Genomic DNA, 17269 nt, shown 5'->3' on the forward strand with positions numbered 1-17269 from the left:
TGTTCCTACACGCTGAACATATCTACAAAGAGTCCGGCCAGGGAGAAAAGAAACTGAAATGGGTAGTACAGCAGGCAAGAGGATTGCTGCCTAAGTGGTTGCAGGTAATCATGTCCGAAAAGGTACTGCTGAAAATTATTGACTGGTGGTTCAAGGAAGTTAAGGACCTTTTGGACGATGGAAAGGTAAATGGCTCTCAGAACTGATCGGAGAAGGGAGAGAGGAGCTATGGGCTTAAAAATCCTATTGGTGTACCTTTTGGGGATCTTGCTGTGTCAGCCGGTCTACATCTGGGGCATTCGGACATTGTGCCGGATGGAAGATGAAGACGAAGAGCTGTACTGCCAGGACAATGGCATGTACTATGAGCCAAGCAAGCCGAATTATCCGCTTGTGATAGTGCTGTTGCTGATGGCAGGAATCTTCTGGCCGTTGGTAATTTTGTTTGCGGTGTTCGTTCCGTTGACATTTTTGCTGATGGACAAGATGGGACAGTTGCATCCGAAAGATGATGATGAGATGGACCCAGAAGAGGACACATACTTATGACCGGGTGGGGAGAAATCCCTGCCCTATTTGTGAATGAAGGAGAATTTACAAATGGCAATAGAACGGAATACATACACAGATATTTTGTTTGACGCTTTAATGGCTGCCGGTTGCACGATATATGGTGCGTGTGCGGCAATGGGGAACATTTACGCAGAATCCAAAATGAATCCACGTAATCTGGAAAACCTTTGTGAGAGATTGCTTGGGTACAAATATACGGACGATACCTACACGGAAGCGGTAGACTCCGGAAAGATAACGAGAGCGTTGTTTCTGCATCCGTTGGGAGATTCCAAGCAGTACGGTTACGGGTTCTGTCAGTGGACATCTGCCGGAAGAAAAGCCGGCCTTTACGATCTGGTCAAGTCCAGAGGAGTGTCCATCGGAAATGCGAAGACGCAGGCAGAGTACATGCTGAGCGAATTGCAGAAGAGCTATAAGAGCGTCTGGAAGGTATTGCAGACAGCGACCTCAGTGCAGGAAGCGTCCGATATCTTCTTAGTCAAGTTCGAGGCTCCGGCGAATGTAGGTTCGGCAGTGAAGAAAACAAGGGCTTCTTACGGGGAGCAGTATTTAAAGATTTACCAGAATCAGAAGAAGGAGGAAAACGAAGTGAGCAAAATTGAAAATGCAGTAGCAAGAGCAGAGGCAATCGCCCTGGACGATTCACATGGTTACGACCAGGTTGACCGTTGGGGCAACCCAAACTATGATTGTTCCGGGCTGGTTATCAATTGCCTGGAAAACGCCGGAATCCCAGCAAAACAGAAGGGTGCAACATACACTGGTAATATGCCGGAAGTTCTGCCGAATATTGGATTCAAGAATGTGATCGCATCTGTGAATCTGTCAACCGGAAGCGGAATGAAGCGAGGAGATGTTCTCCTTGGCAACGGTCATACAGCCTTCTATTGCGGAAATGGGAAGCTGGTGCATGCAAGTATCAATGAAAAAGGAACCACGACAGGAGGAAAATCTGGAGATCAGACAGGTAGAGAGATCTGCATCCGGAGTTATTACAACAAGCCGTGGAAGTATGTTTACCGATATACTGGAGAGGTCAGCAATGCTGGTACAGTGAGCGTAAGGAACTATCTTCAGAAAGGAGATTCCGGAGATGCAGTAAAAGAGATGCAGAAGATGTTGATCGGCTGCGGATATTCTTGCGGCAAGTCCGGAGTGGACGGCTCCTTTGGCGGAGATACCGAAAAAGCTCTGCTTGCATTCCAGGAATTTTATGCGTTAGAAGTGGATGGAAAATACGGACCGGCAAGCAAAGCTAAACTGACCTCTGTATATAACAACAAACAGAGTGCATCTGCACCAGAGGTTACAAAGAGCCCTCAGTACACAGTCGGAAAAATATACACACTGCAAGTGGAATTGAAAGTGCGTACTGGTCCTGGAACAAATTATGCTGCCAAGAAGCATTCACAGCTTACGGCTGACGGACAGAAGCACGATAAAGACAATGACGGTTGCCTGGATGCTGGTACAGTTATCACCTGCAAAGAGGTGAATGTAGTCGGAAACGATGTATGGATTAAGGCACCGTCCGGATGGATGGCTGGATATTACAAAGGACAGGTATTCATCAAGTAAGAAAGCTTTTAATGGCAAGGAACTAAGAAACTAAATACACCTCTTTTGGTCAAGGATAATATGTCACACACGCCCTGGGTATCTTCGGATGCCTGGGGCATTTTTTATTTGCTGAAAATGAGCGGTTCAGATAAAAGATTTTTTGTCAAGAAAAATAATGAACAAAAATGTAGAGCCACTTTTGACGAAAAGCGTCCCAGTGGATTAAAGAGAAAGTCTGCATACACTCCTTCACCAAAAGCAAAAGAGCCATAAAAAGCAAATTACAGCTTTCTATGGCATATCGGAATATTACAAAAGAGGTTACAAGTGTAATCAGTTTCTTCCTTATTATAAAGTGACTGAAAATGTGATGTCAGTAATGACATACGCAATGATTGAAAAATGACTTTTGAAACAGGAATTTTCCCTATCATTTGACATGAGTTAGAATCTTCATTGACCGGAAGAATGTAAAAACATATCTGGACAAATACGCTGAATGACTGGAAAAATGATATCACAATGACGGTGCTATATAATAAAATAAAAAATATAAATATTATATATAAATATATATGTGTGCTTTGTCACAAATGACGTCCCATTTTCAATCATTCATAGCTTCACTTCTTATTGCTTCATAAAGACCAAAGTAGTCAACCTTCCTTGGTTGAAGAGACAGCAAAGACTGGAAAGTAATTGTTTTCTGATTCGGGACCTTCTGGTCTAATATCTTTGTTGCAATCACGTAAAAATCCCATAATGATAAATCAAGTATGTTCTGTTCTCGGCTCATGGCAGTCCAGACACAGAACACGTACACGTCTGAGTGCCGGCAGTATTGAGAATCGGCTGAGTAGTTTCCAGAAGCGTCCAGCGATTTTGCTGGGGCTATACGGAAAGAGATTCTTGCCGGATGTTCGCTCTCCCAGGCTTGTATGTATGCGGAAGATTTAACTTCTACACGTATGCCGTCCGGACTGAGCAAATCGTATGCATCCATAGATACCCGAAAATTTGTTCGGGGGGGGGGTAATACCGGATTGAGTATTCATTGCCTCCAGGACTATAAACTCTGCAAAAGCTCCACGGTTCACGTTCCGGATTAAGTCAGAGTAAGCCCATGACCAGAAATCCAGGACAGAGCTGCCGAGCTCCTTATCTTTAAAAGTCAGCTGTTCGCTGCCATCGTACATAAGACCACCTCACACGTTTTTCTTAAGCATAGCAAAGTGAGTAACGAAAAACAATTACAAATTGTAAAAATAATGCTTGACTGCTCTGCGCTCATGAGTGCTACGATTACGCCACGAAAACAAAAACAACATTCCAAAAGGAGATAGAGATCATGAAAAATACAATGGATAGCAAGGATTTAAATACAGTAGAATTTCTGGATGGGATTCTTTCCAGAAAGAATTTCAAAAGTGCAGAAGAAAGAAAAGCAGCCATTGAAACATGGCTTACGGATGTTCTTCAAAACGAATTCTTCACAGTTGGTCAGAAAATTAAAGCGATGGAATATGCTGAGATGTTAAAGGAAAGAGCAAACAAATAGAAGGAGATGTGAAAGATGATTAAGAGATCAAGAGCCAACAGAACAGAGAAAGCTACATACCGCAACAACCGGAATGAGCATAAATTCATAGATGTTGTTCACCATGGAGACGGTCATTACTACATGATCCAGTACATAAAGCATGAGCTTCCAGAAAGAACAGTTGTCAATTATATGGGAACCAGATGCGGACGCAAGCAGAAGTTCCGGATTGGTAAAGCAACACTCATTGGAATTCTGGAAGATTACACGAAAGTCGAGGAGGTATAGAGATGAACATTCATAAGAGCATCATGGAACTGAGCAGCAAGGCAAAGATGCAACAGACAGTGACATCAGCTTTGAAGATTCTGGACGAGTATGAGTTCCAGAGTGCAAACATCACAGAAGCGATTGAACTTCTGAAGAAGGAAACAGAGAAACTTGACGGTGAGATTGAAGATCTCATGGATAGCGCAGCTGGTGGAAAATTAGATTTTGAGAAAGCGTTCGAGGAGGAATAGAGATGGCAAGATATAGAGAGTTCAGAAAGATTGATAGCGAGATGGTAAGAAGCATGTGCATCAGAGAATGTTATTACACCAGAGGAGATGTGGATGCGTACACGCATCTGCTGGTTGACCTTTGCGATTTCAAGAAAGAAATTACGATGGATGACCTGGAAGAGATCACGGAAGATATCCTGGAGCACTCAGATGTCAATAGCTTTTGCGGACTGTATGGCTGCTCAGAAAAGGAGTTGTTCCAGAGTACATTGTGGAAGCTGATTAACGAATGCTGCAAGACGTTCGTGGAAAGAATTTGATGGAGGTGAAAGCGGTGGAAAGACCAGAGATGTTGTATACGATCACAGTCGGACAGACCAGGCAGAAATACAGGGACAACATAAAAGTCCTGGACAACATTCTTTCGTTGACTATGTGCGGAAGCCTGGAAGAGATCAAAGAGATTGCCGGAGAGTGGGTTATCAACCGGGTTATGGCAGAAATGATCATCCAGCAGGAATACATCCGTGAGCGAGAGAAAACTAACTGGGGATGGGATAGAGGAGTTGTGGATTTTAGCAAGCAAGGGAGCTGTATATTAAACTGTAACAATAATGCTTGACTGCCTCCGAGCCAGCCTGTTACGATAACGATACGATAAATCATTACCACTGATTTATCGGAATCTACGGAAGGAGGATAGCCCAATGGGAAAGAAGAAACATCCGGAAACGGACAAAGAAAAAGAACTGTTGGAGAAACGGCTACTTAAAACAAAAATTGCCGTCAACATTGCCGGAGTTATTGCTGCAACAATAACTGCTATATCGGCTCTGCTAACGGCACTCACTGATTGTTTCAAGTAACTGTAAACAGTCACTCAAAAGGCTTGGGAGCTTAGCTCCCTTGCCCTTTGAGTTTAGCATAAAGGAGGTTAGAAGTAAATGAAAAAATCTGAAATGAGAAATGAGATTCAGAAGGCGAAAGCGAGCACATTGCAGAAAGTCGGAAGATGGGCGTTGCTGCTTATAATGGTTGAGATTATTGCCTGGAATGTGAAGGGGATGAACCCGTTCCTCCTGGTGGCGATTCTGGCAACGTGCTTAGTAGAAGTGGTGGTCTGCATGATTACGCTGAAAGAGCTTGGAAAGCAGAATAGAGAAAGAAAGTAGAAAAAGATTGCAGTCACTGAGGTGGCTGTAATTTTATGCCCTAAAACCGGGAGGAAGGAAAAAAAGATGGGAAGATTGAAACATTATCAGCATTGCGAAGTAATCATAGCTCCGGAGGGTAATGAACCAGCATGTACAGTTGGTGGCTGTGAGGATGAAATGGTACACCAGGAGTTGAAGAAATGCAATTCCAGAAATGAACTTGGAAAGCAGAATAATGGCAAGAGATTTCTGACCGATAAAGAAATCAAAGCCCTGGTAGAACAGTTTGTGAAGGATGATGATATAATCGCACAGACCTATGAGGAGATTGCGAAGAGAAGGAAAGATAAGAACTTTCAGTACAGCCTTGTGAAGCAGGGAGTGTCAATGACAATCGTTTCCAGATTCTGCGACATGGGAATTGCCAGACCGAGTGCAATGAAGCTTGCAATGGGAGTAGTGAATATCCTGTATGATCTGTATGTGGCAGAGTGCCAGGTAAAAGCTGAGACAGAGTGGAAAGAAGAAAAGATTGTTGATGCAGTCGAGACACCAGTTACGGATCCAGCGGATAGCGAGGAAGAAGAAAAGATAGCAGAGGAAGCTCCTGGGATTCCGGAAAAGCTCCAGGAAGACGTGAAGAAGATTGTGGTATCTCCGAAAAGTATCACCCTGGAAGATGCCGTAATAGAGGCAGGGAAGATTAAGAGCCTTATGGAAATGATGGATAGCTATTATTACGATTACCTGTCACCAGATGCCAGCGAGAAGATGCAGTCGTTCTACTGTGTGTTTGATATTCTGAAGAAGAGATATGAAGAGTTTGAAGATGGTTTGCAGCACATTATCTACGGATAAAGCGTGGCTGTAATTTTTTTGCCCGAAATTGTAAAAACATTGCTTGACAAAGTAAGCAAATGTAGACTACGATAACGTCACGATAAACAATTACAAAACAAAGGAGGGCACAAAAGTGACAGTTAATGGTAGAAGAAGATTTGTGAGCAATACAGGAAAGAGATATTACGTGAGCGATATGTGCAAGCAGGATATCCGGGGAGAAGAGAAATACAACCTGGAAGTCGAGAAAGATGGAAGACAGAGATTGTGTTACGGACCATTCCTGGAGCTTCTGAAATTCAAGACCATTAAAGAAGCACAGAGATACGTTCTCTACAATGAAATTGCAATCGAGACAATGTGTTAGGAAGGAGAAAAGCTATGTATGTAAGAAAGACAGTAGATACCTGGGTGTTGGAAGGAAATTATGGATACGGTTGGGAGTACGTCTTAACAGAGTATACCAGAAAAGAAGGGCTGGAAAGACTCAGAGAGTACAGAGAGAATCAGCCGCAGTACCCGGTAAGACTTATCAAGAAAAGAGAAAGAAAGGAGAATATAGCATGAGCAACATTTCAAGATTAACACCGGAGCAAATTGAAGCCCTGGCAAAAGAAGTTAGAGAATATCTTCTGGATAACGGGATGTGGCAGGATGTAAACATCTATTTCAACGGAAAGAGGTTCACGACACGTGACCGTGAGACAGGAAAGTACCATTACAACGATAGAGAGCATCTGATCGAGGAAGAAGACCAGGATCCGAGAAATTACTTTGAGTATGTGAATCCAAATCATATCCTCAGTATGAGCTTTGAAGGACCAGTATGTGAGATGCTTTACTACGATGAATACCCAGCGATCAGAAAAGGCTTTGACAAGATTTTTGAAAAGTACGGATTGTATTATGAGTTCGGACATCACTGGAATTTCAGCTGCTATTACATTTGAGAAAGGAGCAGGGAGATGGAAGGAAAAAGATATGCAGATACGTTCATTTATGTGCCATCGGTAAGAGAGATTGTTATGATTGCTGAAGGGAATAGAACAAATCTGTTGGATGAAGACGAAGCTGAAGGTTATGTGGATTATATCTATTACGATCAGCATGAGCTGAGCTATGGTATGCCGGAATGTGATGGAGGGCAAGTAATGCTGACGGAGCTGTTCAGGGATAAGTTCAGCAGCACAGAAGATGCGATACCGGCAGTGCTGGATATGGCATATGGAAACAAGGATCTGAAGTATGTGATTTTAGGAGATGGAGGTATTACATGCAAGGTGTGAGAAACAGCAGACTGGATGAAGCGATTGAGCGCATGATCCGGATATGGGATGGGACGATTCACGGTCAGACGATCAAGAATATGTACGAGAATGGCACGGACTACGAAAGCATCTGTGATGTAGCTGGAATTGATTATGAAGATTACCTGGAGGAAGATACATATGGATGGGAAGAGTAAGTGCACGAGAATGAAACCGATGTTGCTGACAAACAACCAGCGCAAATTGCACGGATTACCATTGCGAAGAAAAAAGAACAGCAAAAAGAGATTCTATACACGGTGTGAGGCTGACGAGACAATCACAGCATTTATTGATTATTGCAATCGGGAGTAGGAGGCAAGGACATGGCAAAGAAGAGAAAAACGCTCTGGGCGTACCTGGATGGAAAGAAGCTGGTAGATGTAGTTCAAGCAGCACTGGATAACGATATGATGGTAGATGACATGAAAGCGGCCTTGATTATTGCAAATCCAGACCACAAGGTAACGTTCAAAGTTAAAGAGGAGGCATAAAGGTGGAAGTGGAGAAGAGAACGCTTACGTTTGGGATAACTGGAGAGTTCATTACTCAGATTGCAAGAGAGTGGTTTTACTCTGGCGAAAAGAGTATTGAGAAGGTCATGGAGATTCTGAAAGACTGCATGACAGGTACGGATGCGTCAGAAGCCAAGATCCGGAGATATGCAGAAGATATTCTACTTGGACGAGCTGCACTGAGAGGCAGTACAGCAGATGGCACGTATCACCTGGAAATATATGAGCCAGGGGAAGAGAAGTCGTTGCCACGAAGTATGAATATCTGGAAAATTCCACAGTTAAGAAGGGAAGCGGAGGAAAAACTGAAGGAAATGAATGAACAATTTTGTGTTGCGATGGAGCATCTTCCGGAAAGTGAACAGCGAGCAGTGCGGAGAGAACTTGGGATGGAAACACAGGAAGACCGGGCGCAACACCAGATTGATAATTTCATAAAACGGATGATGGATGTTAAAGAGCATACTACCACAGATTATGGATGGCTGGAACCGGACGGCACTTTTCATGGAGTCGAGTGGGGAGAACACCAGCACTGGGCAGACAGATATGTGGAAGAAAATTTCCCGGAGCAGTATGAAGAAATACTCGAAGCCGGGGATTGGCTTGTTGATAGAGGTTGGGTGCTACTTCATAACCCATCACAGGGGGTTGCATTTGCAACAGGAAACCTGGTAAGAGATATGACGAAAGCACAGAAAGAGTTTCTGTATGATTATTACACAGAGCGAGACTGTAAGAGAGAAGCGAATGAAATATGGGAGGAGTAAGTCATGGAGAAAATGAAGGTTGTAGGAGAGATTAAGCATGAGAAGTCTGGGAAGAGAGTCATTGTTACAGAGGAAGACGTGGACGATATCATGTGTTCGGCACTTGAAGGAGGCATTACTTATTGGTGTGATTCAGCTAGAGTCCAAAAAGATAAGAGAGTAGCATCCTGGGGGCATGAGCAGATTGCCAGAGGAGGAGAGCTGAAAATCCATGTTTGCGAACCGTTTGACGATGAAGACACAGAATGGTATACGCTGAACAAAGAAAAGTTCATGAAGGGGCTTGAAATGTATTTGCATGATCCTAGATACGAATGCCTTGAGAAAGACGTAAGCAACAGATACTATACGATAGATACGACATGTATTGATGCTGGATGCGCAGATACGATCATCCAGTATGCATTGTTCGGAGAGGAAGTCTTCGGATAATTTTTTTGCCAGATGGTAAGCAAATGCGTACCGTGAGTTAAGAAGCCTATCTTGAGGAATAACCGGTTCTAAAAGAATGAGCAGCATACATTTCTTCAGAACCGGTTGCCTAGCGGCTAAAAAAGAAAATAAAGGTGGAAGGAGATAATATATGACATTAAATGAACAGTTGAAAAAGTTGATTGAAGAGAATACCACGCAAGCAGAGGTAGCAAAGAAGATGGGAATCCATCGTCAGACGCTGAATGATTCACTCAGAAGAGACATGAGACTCACGAAGTTTGAGAAGGTTGTTGATGCCCTGGGATATAAGGTTGTGTTCGTAAAGAAGTAGCATTGCGAGAGTGCTCAAAAAAATCGAAAAACTTGTAAAAACATTGCTTGACAAAGTAAGCAGATGCAGATTACGATAACGTCACGATAAACAATTACAAATCACAAGGAGGAAACGATATGAAATTTACAAAGAAAATGGTTGAGGTTATTGAAAGACAGATTGGCAGAAAACTTACAGCAGATGAAATCGAAAGAGGAGCAGTTAAAGAGACAGTCAAGACTTGGAGCTCTTCAAAAGTCGTATCAATCAGAAGAGGGATGGACAAGAAATTACATATCGAAGGACAGTTCGTTGGCGATTCATATGTATATCAGAGAGCAACATTCAATGCACCGGATAAGAAATTCGAGCAGGTAGTTAGAGCATAAGGGGTAAGTGGGGAGGAACAGATCAGATGATGTATTCAGAGTTTTTGAAAGGAACCGGAGCACCGGAAAATTCAAAGACATACGAGCAGTTCTTGAAGATTGAGCAGATTTACATGGATTGCGATCACATGTCAAAAGAAAAGGCGTATCGCCTGTGGAAAAGCACATACGGAAAGGAAGCTAAACTGGCAAAAAAGGAAAGAGAAGAAAGAATCAGCCGTCTTGCGATGCCAGAAGAACAGTATCAACAGCTTCCGGAGCCAGACCAGATCAGAATTGGGAATGAGTTGCATGAACTGTTTTGGAATGCTTATTACAACCGGGACAATTCCACTTGCCAGGTGAGCAAAGACAATATGTGCTTCATTGACCGGTTCGGAATCGTCTGGTTTGTAAAGAGAAGAGATGTTAGATGGTTCTGTTATGACTTATTCGCATACAGCGATGGAAAAGTTATTGATGCAAATTATTGTGAGAGATGAAAGGAGAAACGGACATGAGCAAAAAGAAATTTAACGAAGCGGAGTTTAAGGAGTTCTGCAAAGAAGCAATCCCACATATTGAGGCATTACAGAAGCTTCTGGAGGACAGAGACATGGAGAACCTGGGGAGCTTGAATTTTAGTGCAGACGGGTATGTAACATTCAGTGTGTATGATACTGGATGGGAGCTTGGAAGACCGGGAAAAGGAGAGTTCACCATGAGACATGAAATTGGATTGGAGGAGAAGTAAGCATGAAAACTTTAGATGTCAAGACCAATTACCGGACGTACAAAGAATGTTTTCTGAGAGTTGAAAGATACTGGCATGATGGAAGCATTTCATTGACAATCTGGAATCAGAATGATGGTTGTGTTGCAAGAGTGACAACTTGCTTAGTCGATCATTCACTGAGGGAAGATGAAGCATATGTGGATGCGAATAATTGCCCGTGGGCGGTGGCATTCCTGGAAAAGAATGGATTTGCTAAAAGAACTGGAAAGAAAAGAAGAAGTGGTTATTGCGAATATCCATTGATGAAGTTTGACACTACCAAGATGCTTATGTATGAGGAGGTAAGATAAGATGGAAAGTTACAGAGAGTTAAGAGAAAGACAGCAGAAAGAGTTCAACGAACTGCCGTTAGGGTTTGCATTTACGATGAAGCAGTTTAGAGGAATGATGGAAGAGTGGGGGCTTGATCCGGAGAAGGACCAGGACAAGCTTTATCGGATTCCGGGTGGCGGATTTCTTCAGAAGAAGGACAGAGACCACTACAAAGAAGTTACCGATCGGCATTATGCAGAGCTGGAAGCGGCTAAGAAGTCAGACACGGACGGGACAGGATTCTTGTACCAGATGTTTCTGTATGAGCTGGATAACCATGAGTACGGATACACCGGAGATCTTGAATATACGCTGGATTGTCTGGGATTGACCTGGGAGGAATTGAAAGCGTCACCAGTAATGCTGAAAGCTCTGGATAAGGCTTCGGCAGAAATTAGAGAAAGAGAGGGATGCTAAGTATGGATGAGAATAAACGCATTGTAATATGCAGACGCTGTAAAAATCCGGAATACTGGGGAGAAATGAGATGGCTTTCCGGATTTTGCGTATGTAGAGATTGCTACAAAGCACAATGGGAAAGCGAAAGTCATAAGCCGTATACCTGGGATGACCTGGATGGAAAAAGACCAACGATGGAAGAATTTGAAAAGGAGAATGAGTAATGGTAAGAGAAGAGCTGAAGACAATCGAAGGATGGCACAAGAGCGAATGCAATAGCTGGGATGAATATTGTAAGCCGGGAGATATGGTAGACCAGGGAGTAGCGGATTACTTCCTGGATATCCTGCCACCACGGACAATGACAAGGGATTACTTCCAGGTAGGAGAGCCACACAGTCATGCGATTAACCCGAAGACGATGAAGAACTGCGGTACATATGCAACATTCGCTGTAAGAGGAAAAGAGATCTGGGAGTATTGCGGAAACTGCTTTCCTCACATGTTCGTAGATGTTGAGAAGTTCAAGAAACGGGATAGCGTGCAGGCGTTTTTGCGTGAGACATACAAGCTGGTGCTTGGGATTACACAGGCTCCGAGACCACATATTTTCTGCAAAGATGGTTTTGAAATGAGCGTCCAGGCTGGAGACGGATTGTATTGTGAGCCACGGGCGAATCTGGAAAGTGGAGAATATGCAGCTTGCGAAGTCGGATATCCAAGTCAGAAAGAAGAGTTGTTGATGCCGTATATTGAAGATCCGACAGAACCGACAAAGGCAGTGTACCCGTATGTGCCGGTTGAAGTGATTGAGCAAGTGATTGAGAAACACGGCGGCTGGTTTGACGCCAGGATTCCATTTGCATAAAGGAGGTGAAGCAGTATGAAGAAATTTATGAAGAGCATGAAGAAGTTCTTTAAGACTATGAAGAAGCTGGCAAAGTAGAGGAGAAGGAGCATGAACAAAGCAAAAAACATGACAACCGGGGCAGGATATCTGCTCCGGAGAGAAGATTACAAGAGAGTCAAGAAAATGGATCGGCAGCAATTTGAATCGTTCTGCAAGAATCTTTATATGACAGCATATGAAGAGGGCAGAAAGTCAGTTCCTGGGATTGATATCACGGAAGTTCAGAAAGCAATCAGCGAGACACCAGGGATCGGATCCAAAAGATTGCAGTCGATCATGGATAGTCTCAATAGTAAGTTTGGAGAGGAGAAATCTGATGAAGGAAATTAAACAATGCCCGTTCTGTGGTTGCGGAGATAGGAGAGTAGGAATCCGCAAGATGGGTAACAACGGATATAGAGTTTGTTGCTCTAAGTGTGGAAGTCTCGGACCTCATGTGTCAGTGAAGGAATGGAACGGACAGAAGGAAATAGCACAGAAAAAAGCAATAGAAAAATGGAATGAAAGGCTGTGAAATAAATGAGACTAATTGATGCGGATTTGCTTATGAGAAAATGCGAGAAATGGTTAAAACCGAAAGCACCAGACGAAGATGAAATGGTTTCAGTGGCAGATATTGCGGTATCCACGCTTATGGAAATAGAAGAACAGCCGACAGCGTTTGATGTGGAGAAAGTTGTTGCGCTACTTGAAGAAGAATTAAAATTGGCAGACGATGAAAAAGCCAGATGTATAAAAGAGAATCCAATGCAATTTGATTCTGCAAAAGGCTATGCAAATGGAATTGCAAATGCAATAGATTGTGTAAAAGGAGGTTTAATGCCAGGGGAAAATGTAAGAGAAAATCAGTGGATTTCCGTAAGAGAGAAGCTGCCGAAGTGCGGAGTGCCCGTAGCAGTTCTCTTGCAGGGACAATATCCAGAAGATGTAGAGTACGAAGTGGCAAGGTTGACCGACTTATCGGATACGGAGCGCCCTGGGAAGTATTGGTACAAGCGTGGGTGCGGATATCTTCAGCACCCGAAGTATATGGACGGAGTTGGCAATCTTGCCGGATATGAAGTGGTTGCTTGGTTGCCACTCCCAATGAAACGCGAAAGAGAGGTCGAATAAGATGAGTAATAAGTTAGACGTTGATGACTTGATAAATTGGTTAAATCAGTCAGAGGATGAGGCAAAAGCAACAGTGGCAGAGAGCGGAGCAACAGCAGACCCGTTTTACGATGGAGTACTATCTGCAATCTTCCAGATCAGAGAGTACATCAAGAAGATGCGCAAGATAGACGATGCAGAAGGAAAGAGCGAAAAACAGTGGATTTCTGTAGACAAAAAACTTCCGGAAGATATTGACAGAAGATACTTCATGTGTTTGGTGGAGAACCACCTGGAAGATCCACCGATGTTTTGCCAGTACGAAGAAGAATATGGATTTGGCTTTTGGAAAGATATATATGATCCGGTAACGCTTGGCTTTGTAGATTCTGAGTTTGATACGATGGAAGAACTGGGCTATGAAAAAGTTCTTTACTGGATGCCAATGATAGAGCCGCCAGAGGAGGCAATGCAAGATGACTGAGCAAGAAAAGAACGACCGGGAACAGTTAGAATATCTGAAGCGGTGGCAGGAGAAGAAAAAACAGAAGTGCAAGAAGACGAATGTTTTCAGAAAGATTTTGCAGGGGAGGGGAAGAAGATGGATCTGAAAGACAGAATACAAAAGGTCATTGACCAGAGAAGAGCAACGCTACTCAAAGAACGTGACAAGTACGAAGAAAAGATGCGTGACACTATGAGCTTCTATGGAGTGGGTGGTGCGTACAGAAGACAGGAAGCTGCGAGAGATAAAAGAGAAGAACAGCTGAATGAGCTGGCTGATTTTGAAAAACAGCTGAGAAACACAACGAAGCACTTTGAAGCAGCAGTGTATTTCTTCGGGTGTAATAAATGCGGAACAGTTTGCATGACAACGAAGTTACCTTTTGACGAATGGCATGAATGCCCCACATGCAGGCAGATGATTTATTTGCATAATGTCAGGAGAAAGGCAATAAGAATTGCGGATGACGGACAAGCATGGCTTGAAATGCTGAAAGAAGCTACAGAAGAGTAAGAAGAAGGAGATTAATTTGAAGAGACGTACAGATATGAGAAGAAGCCCGTCTGAGATTAAAGCAGATTCTCAGAGATACTATGGAGAGATGACGGAATGCACTTCGAGTCAGAAAGTAAGAAAAAGTTTTGAGCGTCCAGTGTATCAAGTTGCCAGGTTGATCCGGAAGCAGGGAGAGAGCCTACATGAAACACCAGATGAATGACTGCGGAGGCGTGGAGTGGAGAAACTTTCGGATGTATGATTGACTGGACGCACAATTTGGGGTATTATAGATACAGTTTCCGATTACAAAAGTACGATTTAGATACGTTACTGTAGCAATCGGGGATGCTATGTTTATCGGGTAAGTAAAATATTTGACAAGAAAAGAACCCGCAAAGGCGCAGTGTTACTAGGCTTTTGCGGGTTCTTGGCGTCCGATTTCAAAAGCAGCTTTTTTGGCGTTTTTGGGAGAAAATTGGTGTGAAAGGGTGTTTTACCCCAAATTTATGCAAAAGTTTGGGAGGGGAAAAATGGCTTATTCCCGCGAGGTCATGTATTGGGCAGGCTATACCTACCGCTACTGGCATTATTACACTGGCGAATCGAGCAAAGAAATTTATAGAATCGCGGATGCCGAAACCATGAATGACTGCTGGCTGGGATTTCACACGATGGATGTGGAAATGGCAATTGAGGATTTGAAAGAGATTGATAGGCAGAAGGCCGCAGTAAGATCCCAGCAAATATCGCCAAACTGATTTTGGAGTATCCGTAGGAGTTGGATAAAATCCGTGTAAATGGAACTTTAACGGAATAGACCGACGCCACCCACGGCATGAACTTCTCAGCTGTTTTTATGGCGCATTACCAGCATATCTGCCCATTCATTGCTCGCACTCCTTTCTGATTCGAAAAAGAAGCAACAAAAAAGAGCGCCCTTTTCAGAACGCTCTCAAATAGGATATTCCGTTTTACCGTACCTTTTCCTGCCTTTGGCGTCGGCGGGTGGGAATGGCCAGGAGCTTTCTCACCCGGCCTTCCAGGTGCTTCTCAATAGCTGCCAGATGCTCCTCCGGCAGATTGAGGCTTTCGTGACGCTTGAAATGGAAACCGATCATGCGCCTGAGCTGCTCCTTCTGCTTAGTCCCCATGACCTCCGCACACACCTCCTCGTAGGAAATGTTATAGGGATTGGAACGGGTTTTTGCATACTCGTCCAGATGGGCATAGTCCTCTTTTCCGGCATAGCAGAACAGGGACAGCCCATTATCAAAGATAGGGGCTGGGGCTACGATCTTGCCGCTGCGGTTATCCCGCAGGATGCCGAAGTTGCCGAAATGCCTGTCCTCATTGTAAATCAGCGCGTCAAACACCAACATACTGCAAAGCTGCTCGGAAAACTCTGCCCCCAGCTTGTTATAGTAGTCAAGACAGGCGGCAATACCTCCCGTGTGCACAATGCGCCCGATGGGGATATATGCCGTGTCGATGTTGGTAAACAACCCGCACTTAGAGGCCGTAATGCCTTTCCAGTTCTCTAAATCGTAGTAGACGGCGTTCAGCCCCATGGTTTTTGCAATCTGCGAAGCATAGTATTCGCAGTAGGGTTCCCGGCCCGCGTTGGACGCACCGGTGGTGCCGCCCTTGTAGAGATAGATCCCGTCCTGCTCCACATAGCGCCACGCCTTGGGCAACATACCGCCGGTTGTGAGTTCCGGGGAAGTGGTAAGTGCCTGACGGCTTCCACCTGCTCCGGTGTAGGCCACCAGGGCCAGAATCTCGGAAAATCTGTTCTCGTACAGGTTATATTGGGAAAACTTCCCTTCAAAGCCTTCCGGCACCAGCCAGAAGCTATCATTGAGTGACAGCCCCTTGCATACGTCGATGATTCCTTTGGTGTCGTTGTGGCTCAGACCCAGGGTTTTCAAAATCTCATCCACAAAGGCTCGGTTTTTGGGAATAACCCGCCGTTCCAGCCAGCGGATGACGCCCTCGCCGGTGCGCTCCATATCCAGGGGCAGTAAATGTGCCTGTTCCTCGTTGGTATAGATGATTTCAGCTACCAGGCCGGACAATCCCTGCTTCTCCATAGAAAAGCGCATAAGCTCCGTGTCGAAGATACGGAGACTGTAAATATTACTCATAGGCTCTTCCTTGTCGTCCAGAAGAAGGGAAACATCTTTACCCAGTGCGGACGCAATTTTCAGAATCATATCCAGCGTAGGATTCTGCACGCCGCTCTCCAGGCGGCAGATGTTGGATCGCTGGGTTCCCACACGCCTTGCAAGCTCCGCCTGAGAAATGTCCTGTTCCAGCCGGGCCTCTACAAGCTGGGCAATGATTTTTTGCCGCTGTCGTAGTTCGTCCATGTTCTCACCTCTTTCACATATAATGTTATCATAAAAGATAACGTTATGCAAGAAAAAAGAAACCTAGGCGGGCTCATCGTTCCTGCACCAATGCTTCTCGGATGGGAATACCCAGCCGGTGGCACAGGTAGTTGTTCACTACCTTGCCCCTGGGCGGTTTTTGATAAAATGAAATCCATTCATATTATCAGGAAAACGATGTGATCCCCTACATACAGGAGAAAAGAGTCACAGTGCAGGGCTGGTACCCGTTTGGCGGAAAAGGAGCATACATCGGAGCTGTTAGGCGATGAAACGATTACGGCTATCGCACAGGCACATGGAGTCATTTCGGCCTGGGTGATTCTTAGATGGAATCTGCAAAAAAACGTTGTGGTCATTTCGGGGTCAAGAAATCCGGAGCATATTCGGGAAAATCTCGATCGATATGGCTTTGTATTGACCGAAGAAGTTTTTCAGATAATCAACCTGTGGTATGACCTGGGCTCTAGTGCCATTCTCTAACTG

General features: G+C 44.2%; 36 protein-coding genes and 1 pseudogene. 35 read left to right on the forward strand and 2 right to left on the reverse strand.

Annotation, left to right across the window (positions count from 1 at the left end; translation table 11 throughout):
- The 3 genes and pseudogenes from MUB35_RS28645 to MUB35_RS28655 all read left to right on the forward strand — a co-directional run.
- A pseudogene (locus MUB35_RS28645) lies at positions 1-206 on the forward strand (hypothetical protein); the annotation flags it as partial.
- 22 nt (positions 207-228) lie between these two features.
- A complete protein-coding gene (locus MUB35_RS28650) occupies positions 229-549 on the forward strand; it encodes a hypothetical protein (protein WP_117687952.1) in 321 nt (106 codons plus the stop codon).
- 51 nt (positions 550-600) lie between these two features.
- Positions 601-2154, forward strand: a complete 1554-nt coding sequence (locus MUB35_RS28655) for a phage tail tip lysozyme (protein WP_244807269.1) — start codon at positions 601-603, stop codon at positions 2152-2154.
- Positions 2155-2743: 589 nt separating this feature from the next.
- On the opposite strand, the gene MUB35_RS28660 is transcribed toward MUB35_RS28655, so the two are convergent.
- The gene (locus tag MUB35_RS28660) at positions 2744-3139 is read right to left on the reverse strand and encodes a hypothetical protein (protein ID WP_244807270.1); all 396 of its coding nucleotides are present in this window, start codon (positions 3137-3139) and stop codon (positions 2744-2746) included.
- A gap of 345 nt (positions 3140-3484) precedes the next feature.
- Between MUB35_RS28660 and MUB35_RS28665 the strand changes: the two genes are divergently transcribed.
- The 31 genes from MUB35_RS28665 to MUB35_RS28810 all read left to right on the forward strand — a co-directional run bounded on the left by MUB35_RS28665 (position 3485) and on the right by MUB35_RS28810 (position 15151).
- Positions 3485-3694 (forward strand): hypothetical protein, encoded by a 210-nt coding sequence (locus MUB35_RS28665; RefSeq protein WP_244807271.1) that lies wholly within the window; start codon positions 3485-3487, stop codon positions 3692-3694.
- A gap of 15 nt (positions 3695-3709) precedes the next feature.
- Positions 3710-3964 (forward strand): hypothetical protein, encoded by a 255-nt coding sequence (locus MUB35_RS28670; protein WP_244807272.1) that lies wholly within the window; start codon positions 3710-3712, stop codon positions 3962-3964.
- A gap of 2 nt (positions 3965-3966) precedes the next feature.
- The gene (locus MUB35_RS28675) at positions 3967-4197 is read left to right on the forward strand and encodes a hypothetical protein (RefSeq protein ID WP_244807273.1); all 231 of its coding nucleotides are present in this window, start codon (positions 3967-3969) and stop codon (positions 4195-4197) included.
- A gap of 2 nt (positions 4198-4199) precedes the next feature.
- Entirely contained in the window at positions 4200-4499 is a 300-nt protein-coding gene (locus tag MUB35_RS28680) for a hypothetical protein (RefSeq protein WP_244807274.1), read from the forward strand.
- Between the two features lie 14 nt (positions 4500-4513).
- Entirely contained in the window at positions 4514-4801 is a 288-nt protein-coding gene (locus MUB35_RS28685) for a hypothetical protein (RefSeq protein ID WP_244807275.1), read from the forward strand.
- A gap of 85 nt (positions 4802-4886) precedes the next feature.
- The gene (locus MUB35_RS28690; RefSeq protein ID WP_244807276.1) at positions 4887-5045 is read left to right on the forward strand and encodes a hypothetical protein; all 159 of its coding nucleotides are present in this window, start codon (positions 4887-4889) and stop codon (positions 5043-5045) included.
- Positions 5046-5123: 78 nt separating this feature from the next.
- Entirely contained in the window at positions 5124-5351 is a 228-nt protein-coding gene (locus MUB35_RS28695) for a hypothetical protein (RefSeq protein ID WP_244807277.1), read from the forward strand.
- A gap of 66 nt (positions 5352-5417) precedes the next feature.
- Positions 5418-6191 (forward strand): hypothetical protein, encoded by a 774-nt coding sequence (locus MUB35_RS28700; RefSeq protein ID WP_244807278.1) that lies wholly within the window; start codon positions 5418-5420, stop codon positions 6189-6191.
- A 115-nt stretch (positions 6192-6306) separates the two neighbouring features.
- On the forward strand, positions 6307-6540 hold the full coding sequence (locus tag MUB35_RS28705) for a hypothetical protein (protein ID WP_244807279.1): 234 nt from the start codon (positions 6307-6309) through the stop codon (positions 6538-6540).
- Between the two features lie 14 nt (positions 6541-6554).
- Entirely contained in the window at positions 6555-6740 is a 186-nt protein-coding gene (locus MUB35_RS28710) for a hypothetical protein (protein ID WP_244807280.1), read from the forward strand.
- Positions 6737-7123, forward strand: coding sequence for a hypothetical protein (locus tag MUB35_RS28715; protein WP_244807281.1), 387 nt, complete (start codon positions 6737-6739; stop codon positions 7121-7123). The genes MUB35_RS28710 and MUB35_RS28715 overlap by 4 nt, the downstream gene beginning before the upstream one ends.
- A gap of 15 nt (positions 7124-7138) precedes the next feature.
- Positions 7139-7459: a hypothetical protein gene (locus MUB35_RS28720; RefSeq protein WP_244807282.1), complete on the forward strand. Its 321-nt coding sequence runs from the start codon at positions 7139-7141 to the stop codon at positions 7457-7459.
- Positions 7447-7638, forward strand: coding sequence for a hypothetical protein (locus MUB35_RS28725; protein WP_244807283.1), 192 nt, complete (start codon positions 7447-7449; stop codon positions 7636-7638). The genes MUB35_RS28720 and MUB35_RS28725 overlap by 13 nt, the downstream gene beginning before the upstream one ends.
- A gap of 168 nt (positions 7639-7806) precedes the next feature.
- Positions 7807-7974 carry a hypothetical protein gene (locus MUB35_RS28730; protein ID WP_244807284.1) on the forward strand — a complete coding sequence of 56 codons (168 nt, stop codon included), beginning with the start codon at positions 7807-7809 and terminating at the stop codon, positions 7972-7974.
- 2 nt (positions 7975-7976) lie between these two features.
- The gene (locus MUB35_RS28735; RefSeq protein ID WP_244807285.1) at positions 7977-8765 is read left to right on the forward strand and encodes a hypothetical protein; all 789 of its coding nucleotides are present in this window, start codon (positions 7977-7979) and stop codon (positions 8763-8765) included.
- 3 nt (positions 8766-8768) lie between these two features.
- The gene (locus MUB35_RS28740; RefSeq protein WP_244807286.1) at positions 8769-9197 is read left to right on the forward strand and encodes a hypothetical protein; all 429 of its coding nucleotides are present in this window, start codon (positions 8769-8771) and stop codon (positions 9195-9197) included.
- Between the two features lie 151 nt (positions 9198-9348).
- Positions 9349-9531: a helix-turn-helix domain-containing protein gene (locus MUB35_RS28745; RefSeq protein ID WP_244807287.1), complete on the forward strand. Its 183-nt coding sequence runs from the start codon at positions 9349-9351 to the stop codon at positions 9529-9531.
- A 119-nt stretch (positions 9532-9650) separates the two neighbouring features.
- Positions 9651-9902, forward strand: coding sequence for a hypothetical protein (locus MUB35_RS28750; RefSeq protein ID WP_244807288.1), 252 nt, complete (start codon positions 9651-9653; stop codon positions 9900-9902).
- Positions 9903-9928: 26 nt separating this feature from the next.
- A complete protein-coding gene (locus MUB35_RS28755; RefSeq protein WP_227596885.1) occupies positions 9929-10384 on the forward strand; it encodes a hypothetical protein in 456 nt (151 codons plus the stop codon).
- Positions 10385-10398: 14 nt separating this feature from the next.
- On the forward strand, positions 10399-10635 hold the full coding sequence (locus MUB35_RS28760) for a hypothetical protein (RefSeq protein WP_244807289.1): 237 nt from the start codon (positions 10399-10401) through the stop codon (positions 10633-10635).
- Positions 10636-10637: 2 nt separating this feature from the next.
- Positions 10638-10967 (forward strand): DUF4313 domain-containing protein, encoded by a 330-nt coding sequence (locus MUB35_RS28765; RefSeq protein ID WP_195949320.1) that lies wholly within the window; start codon positions 10638-10640, stop codon positions 10965-10967.
- A 1-nt stretch (position 10968) separates the two neighbouring features.
- Positions 10969-11406 (forward strand): DUF7659 family protein, encoded by a 438-nt coding sequence (locus MUB35_RS28770; RefSeq protein WP_244807290.1) that lies wholly within the window; start codon positions 10969-10971, stop codon positions 11404-11406.
- A 2-nt stretch (positions 11407-11408) separates the two neighbouring features.
- Positions 11409-11612: a hypothetical protein gene (locus tag MUB35_RS28775; RefSeq protein ID WP_244807291.1), complete on the forward strand. Its 204-nt coding sequence runs from the start codon at positions 11409-11411 to the stop codon at positions 11610-11612.
- The gene (locus MUB35_RS28780) at positions 11612-12256 is read left to right on the forward strand and encodes a hypothetical protein (protein WP_244807292.1); all 645 of its coding nucleotides are present in this window, start codon (positions 11612-11614) and stop codon (positions 12254-12256) included. Before MUB35_RS28775 ends, MUB35_RS28780 begins: the two co-directional genes overlap by 1 nt.
- 90 nt (positions 12257-12346) lie before the next feature.
- Positions 12347-12628, forward strand: a complete 282-nt coding sequence (locus tag MUB35_RS28785) for a glutathione peroxidase (RefSeq protein ID WP_195949326.1) — start codon at positions 12347-12349, stop codon at positions 12626-12628.
- Positions 12615-12812: a Lar family restriction alleviation protein gene (locus tag MUB35_RS28790; protein ID WP_195949327.1), complete on the forward strand. Its 198-nt coding sequence runs from the start codon at positions 12615-12617 to the stop codon at positions 12810-12812. Before MUB35_RS28785 ends, MUB35_RS28790 begins: the two co-directional genes overlap by 14 nt.
- Before the next feature lie 5 nt (positions 12813-12817).
- Entirely contained in the window at positions 12818-13411 is a 594-nt protein-coding gene (locus MUB35_RS28795) for a hypothetical protein (protein WP_244807293.1), read from the forward strand.
- 1 nt (position 13412) lies between these two features.
- Entirely contained in the window at positions 13413-13874 is a 462-nt protein-coding gene (locus MUB35_RS28800; RefSeq protein ID WP_244807294.1) for a DUF551 domain-containing protein, read from the forward strand.
- The gene (locus MUB35_RS30590; protein ID WP_255786347.1) at positions 13867-14001 is read left to right on the forward strand and encodes a hypothetical protein; all 135 of its coding nucleotides are present in this window, start codon (positions 13867-13869) and stop codon (positions 13999-14001) included. The genes MUB35_RS28800 and MUB35_RS30590 overlap by 8 nt, the downstream gene beginning before the upstream one ends.
- Complete coding sequence (locus MUB35_RS28805; RefSeq protein WP_244807295.1) at positions 13992-14408, forward strand: hypothetical protein; 417 nt, start codon at positions 13992-13994, stop codon at positions 14406-14408. Before MUB35_RS30590 ends, MUB35_RS28805 begins: the two co-directional genes overlap by 10 nt.
- Before the next feature lie 515 nt (positions 14409-14923).
- Positions 14924-15151: a hypothetical protein gene (locus tag MUB35_RS28810; protein ID WP_242849969.1), complete on the forward strand. Its 228-nt coding sequence runs from the start codon at positions 14924-14926 to the stop codon at positions 15149-15151.
- 213 nt (positions 15152-15364) lie between these two features.
- On the opposite strand, the gene MUB35_RS28815 is transcribed toward MUB35_RS28810, so the two are convergent.
- Complete coding sequence (locus MUB35_RS28815; protein ID WP_244807296.1) at positions 15365-16762, reverse strand: helix-turn-helix domain-containing protein; 1398 nt, start codon at positions 16760-16762, stop codon at positions 15365-15367.
- 252 nt (positions 16763-17014) lie between these two features.
- Between MUB35_RS28815 and MUB35_RS28820 the strand changes: the two genes are divergently transcribed.
- Positions 17015-17266: an aldo/keto reductase gene (locus MUB35_RS28820; RefSeq protein ID WP_227243302.1), complete on the forward strand. Its 252-nt coding sequence runs from the start codon at positions 17015-17017 to the stop codon at positions 17264-17266.
- Positions 17267-17269: the final 3 nt, after the last annotated feature.

It is taken from the genome of Blautia sp. NSJ-175 (assembly GCF_022867815.1).
Lineage (GTDB): Bacteria > Bacillota > Clostridia > Lachnospirales > Lachnospiraceae > Blautia > Blautia celeris.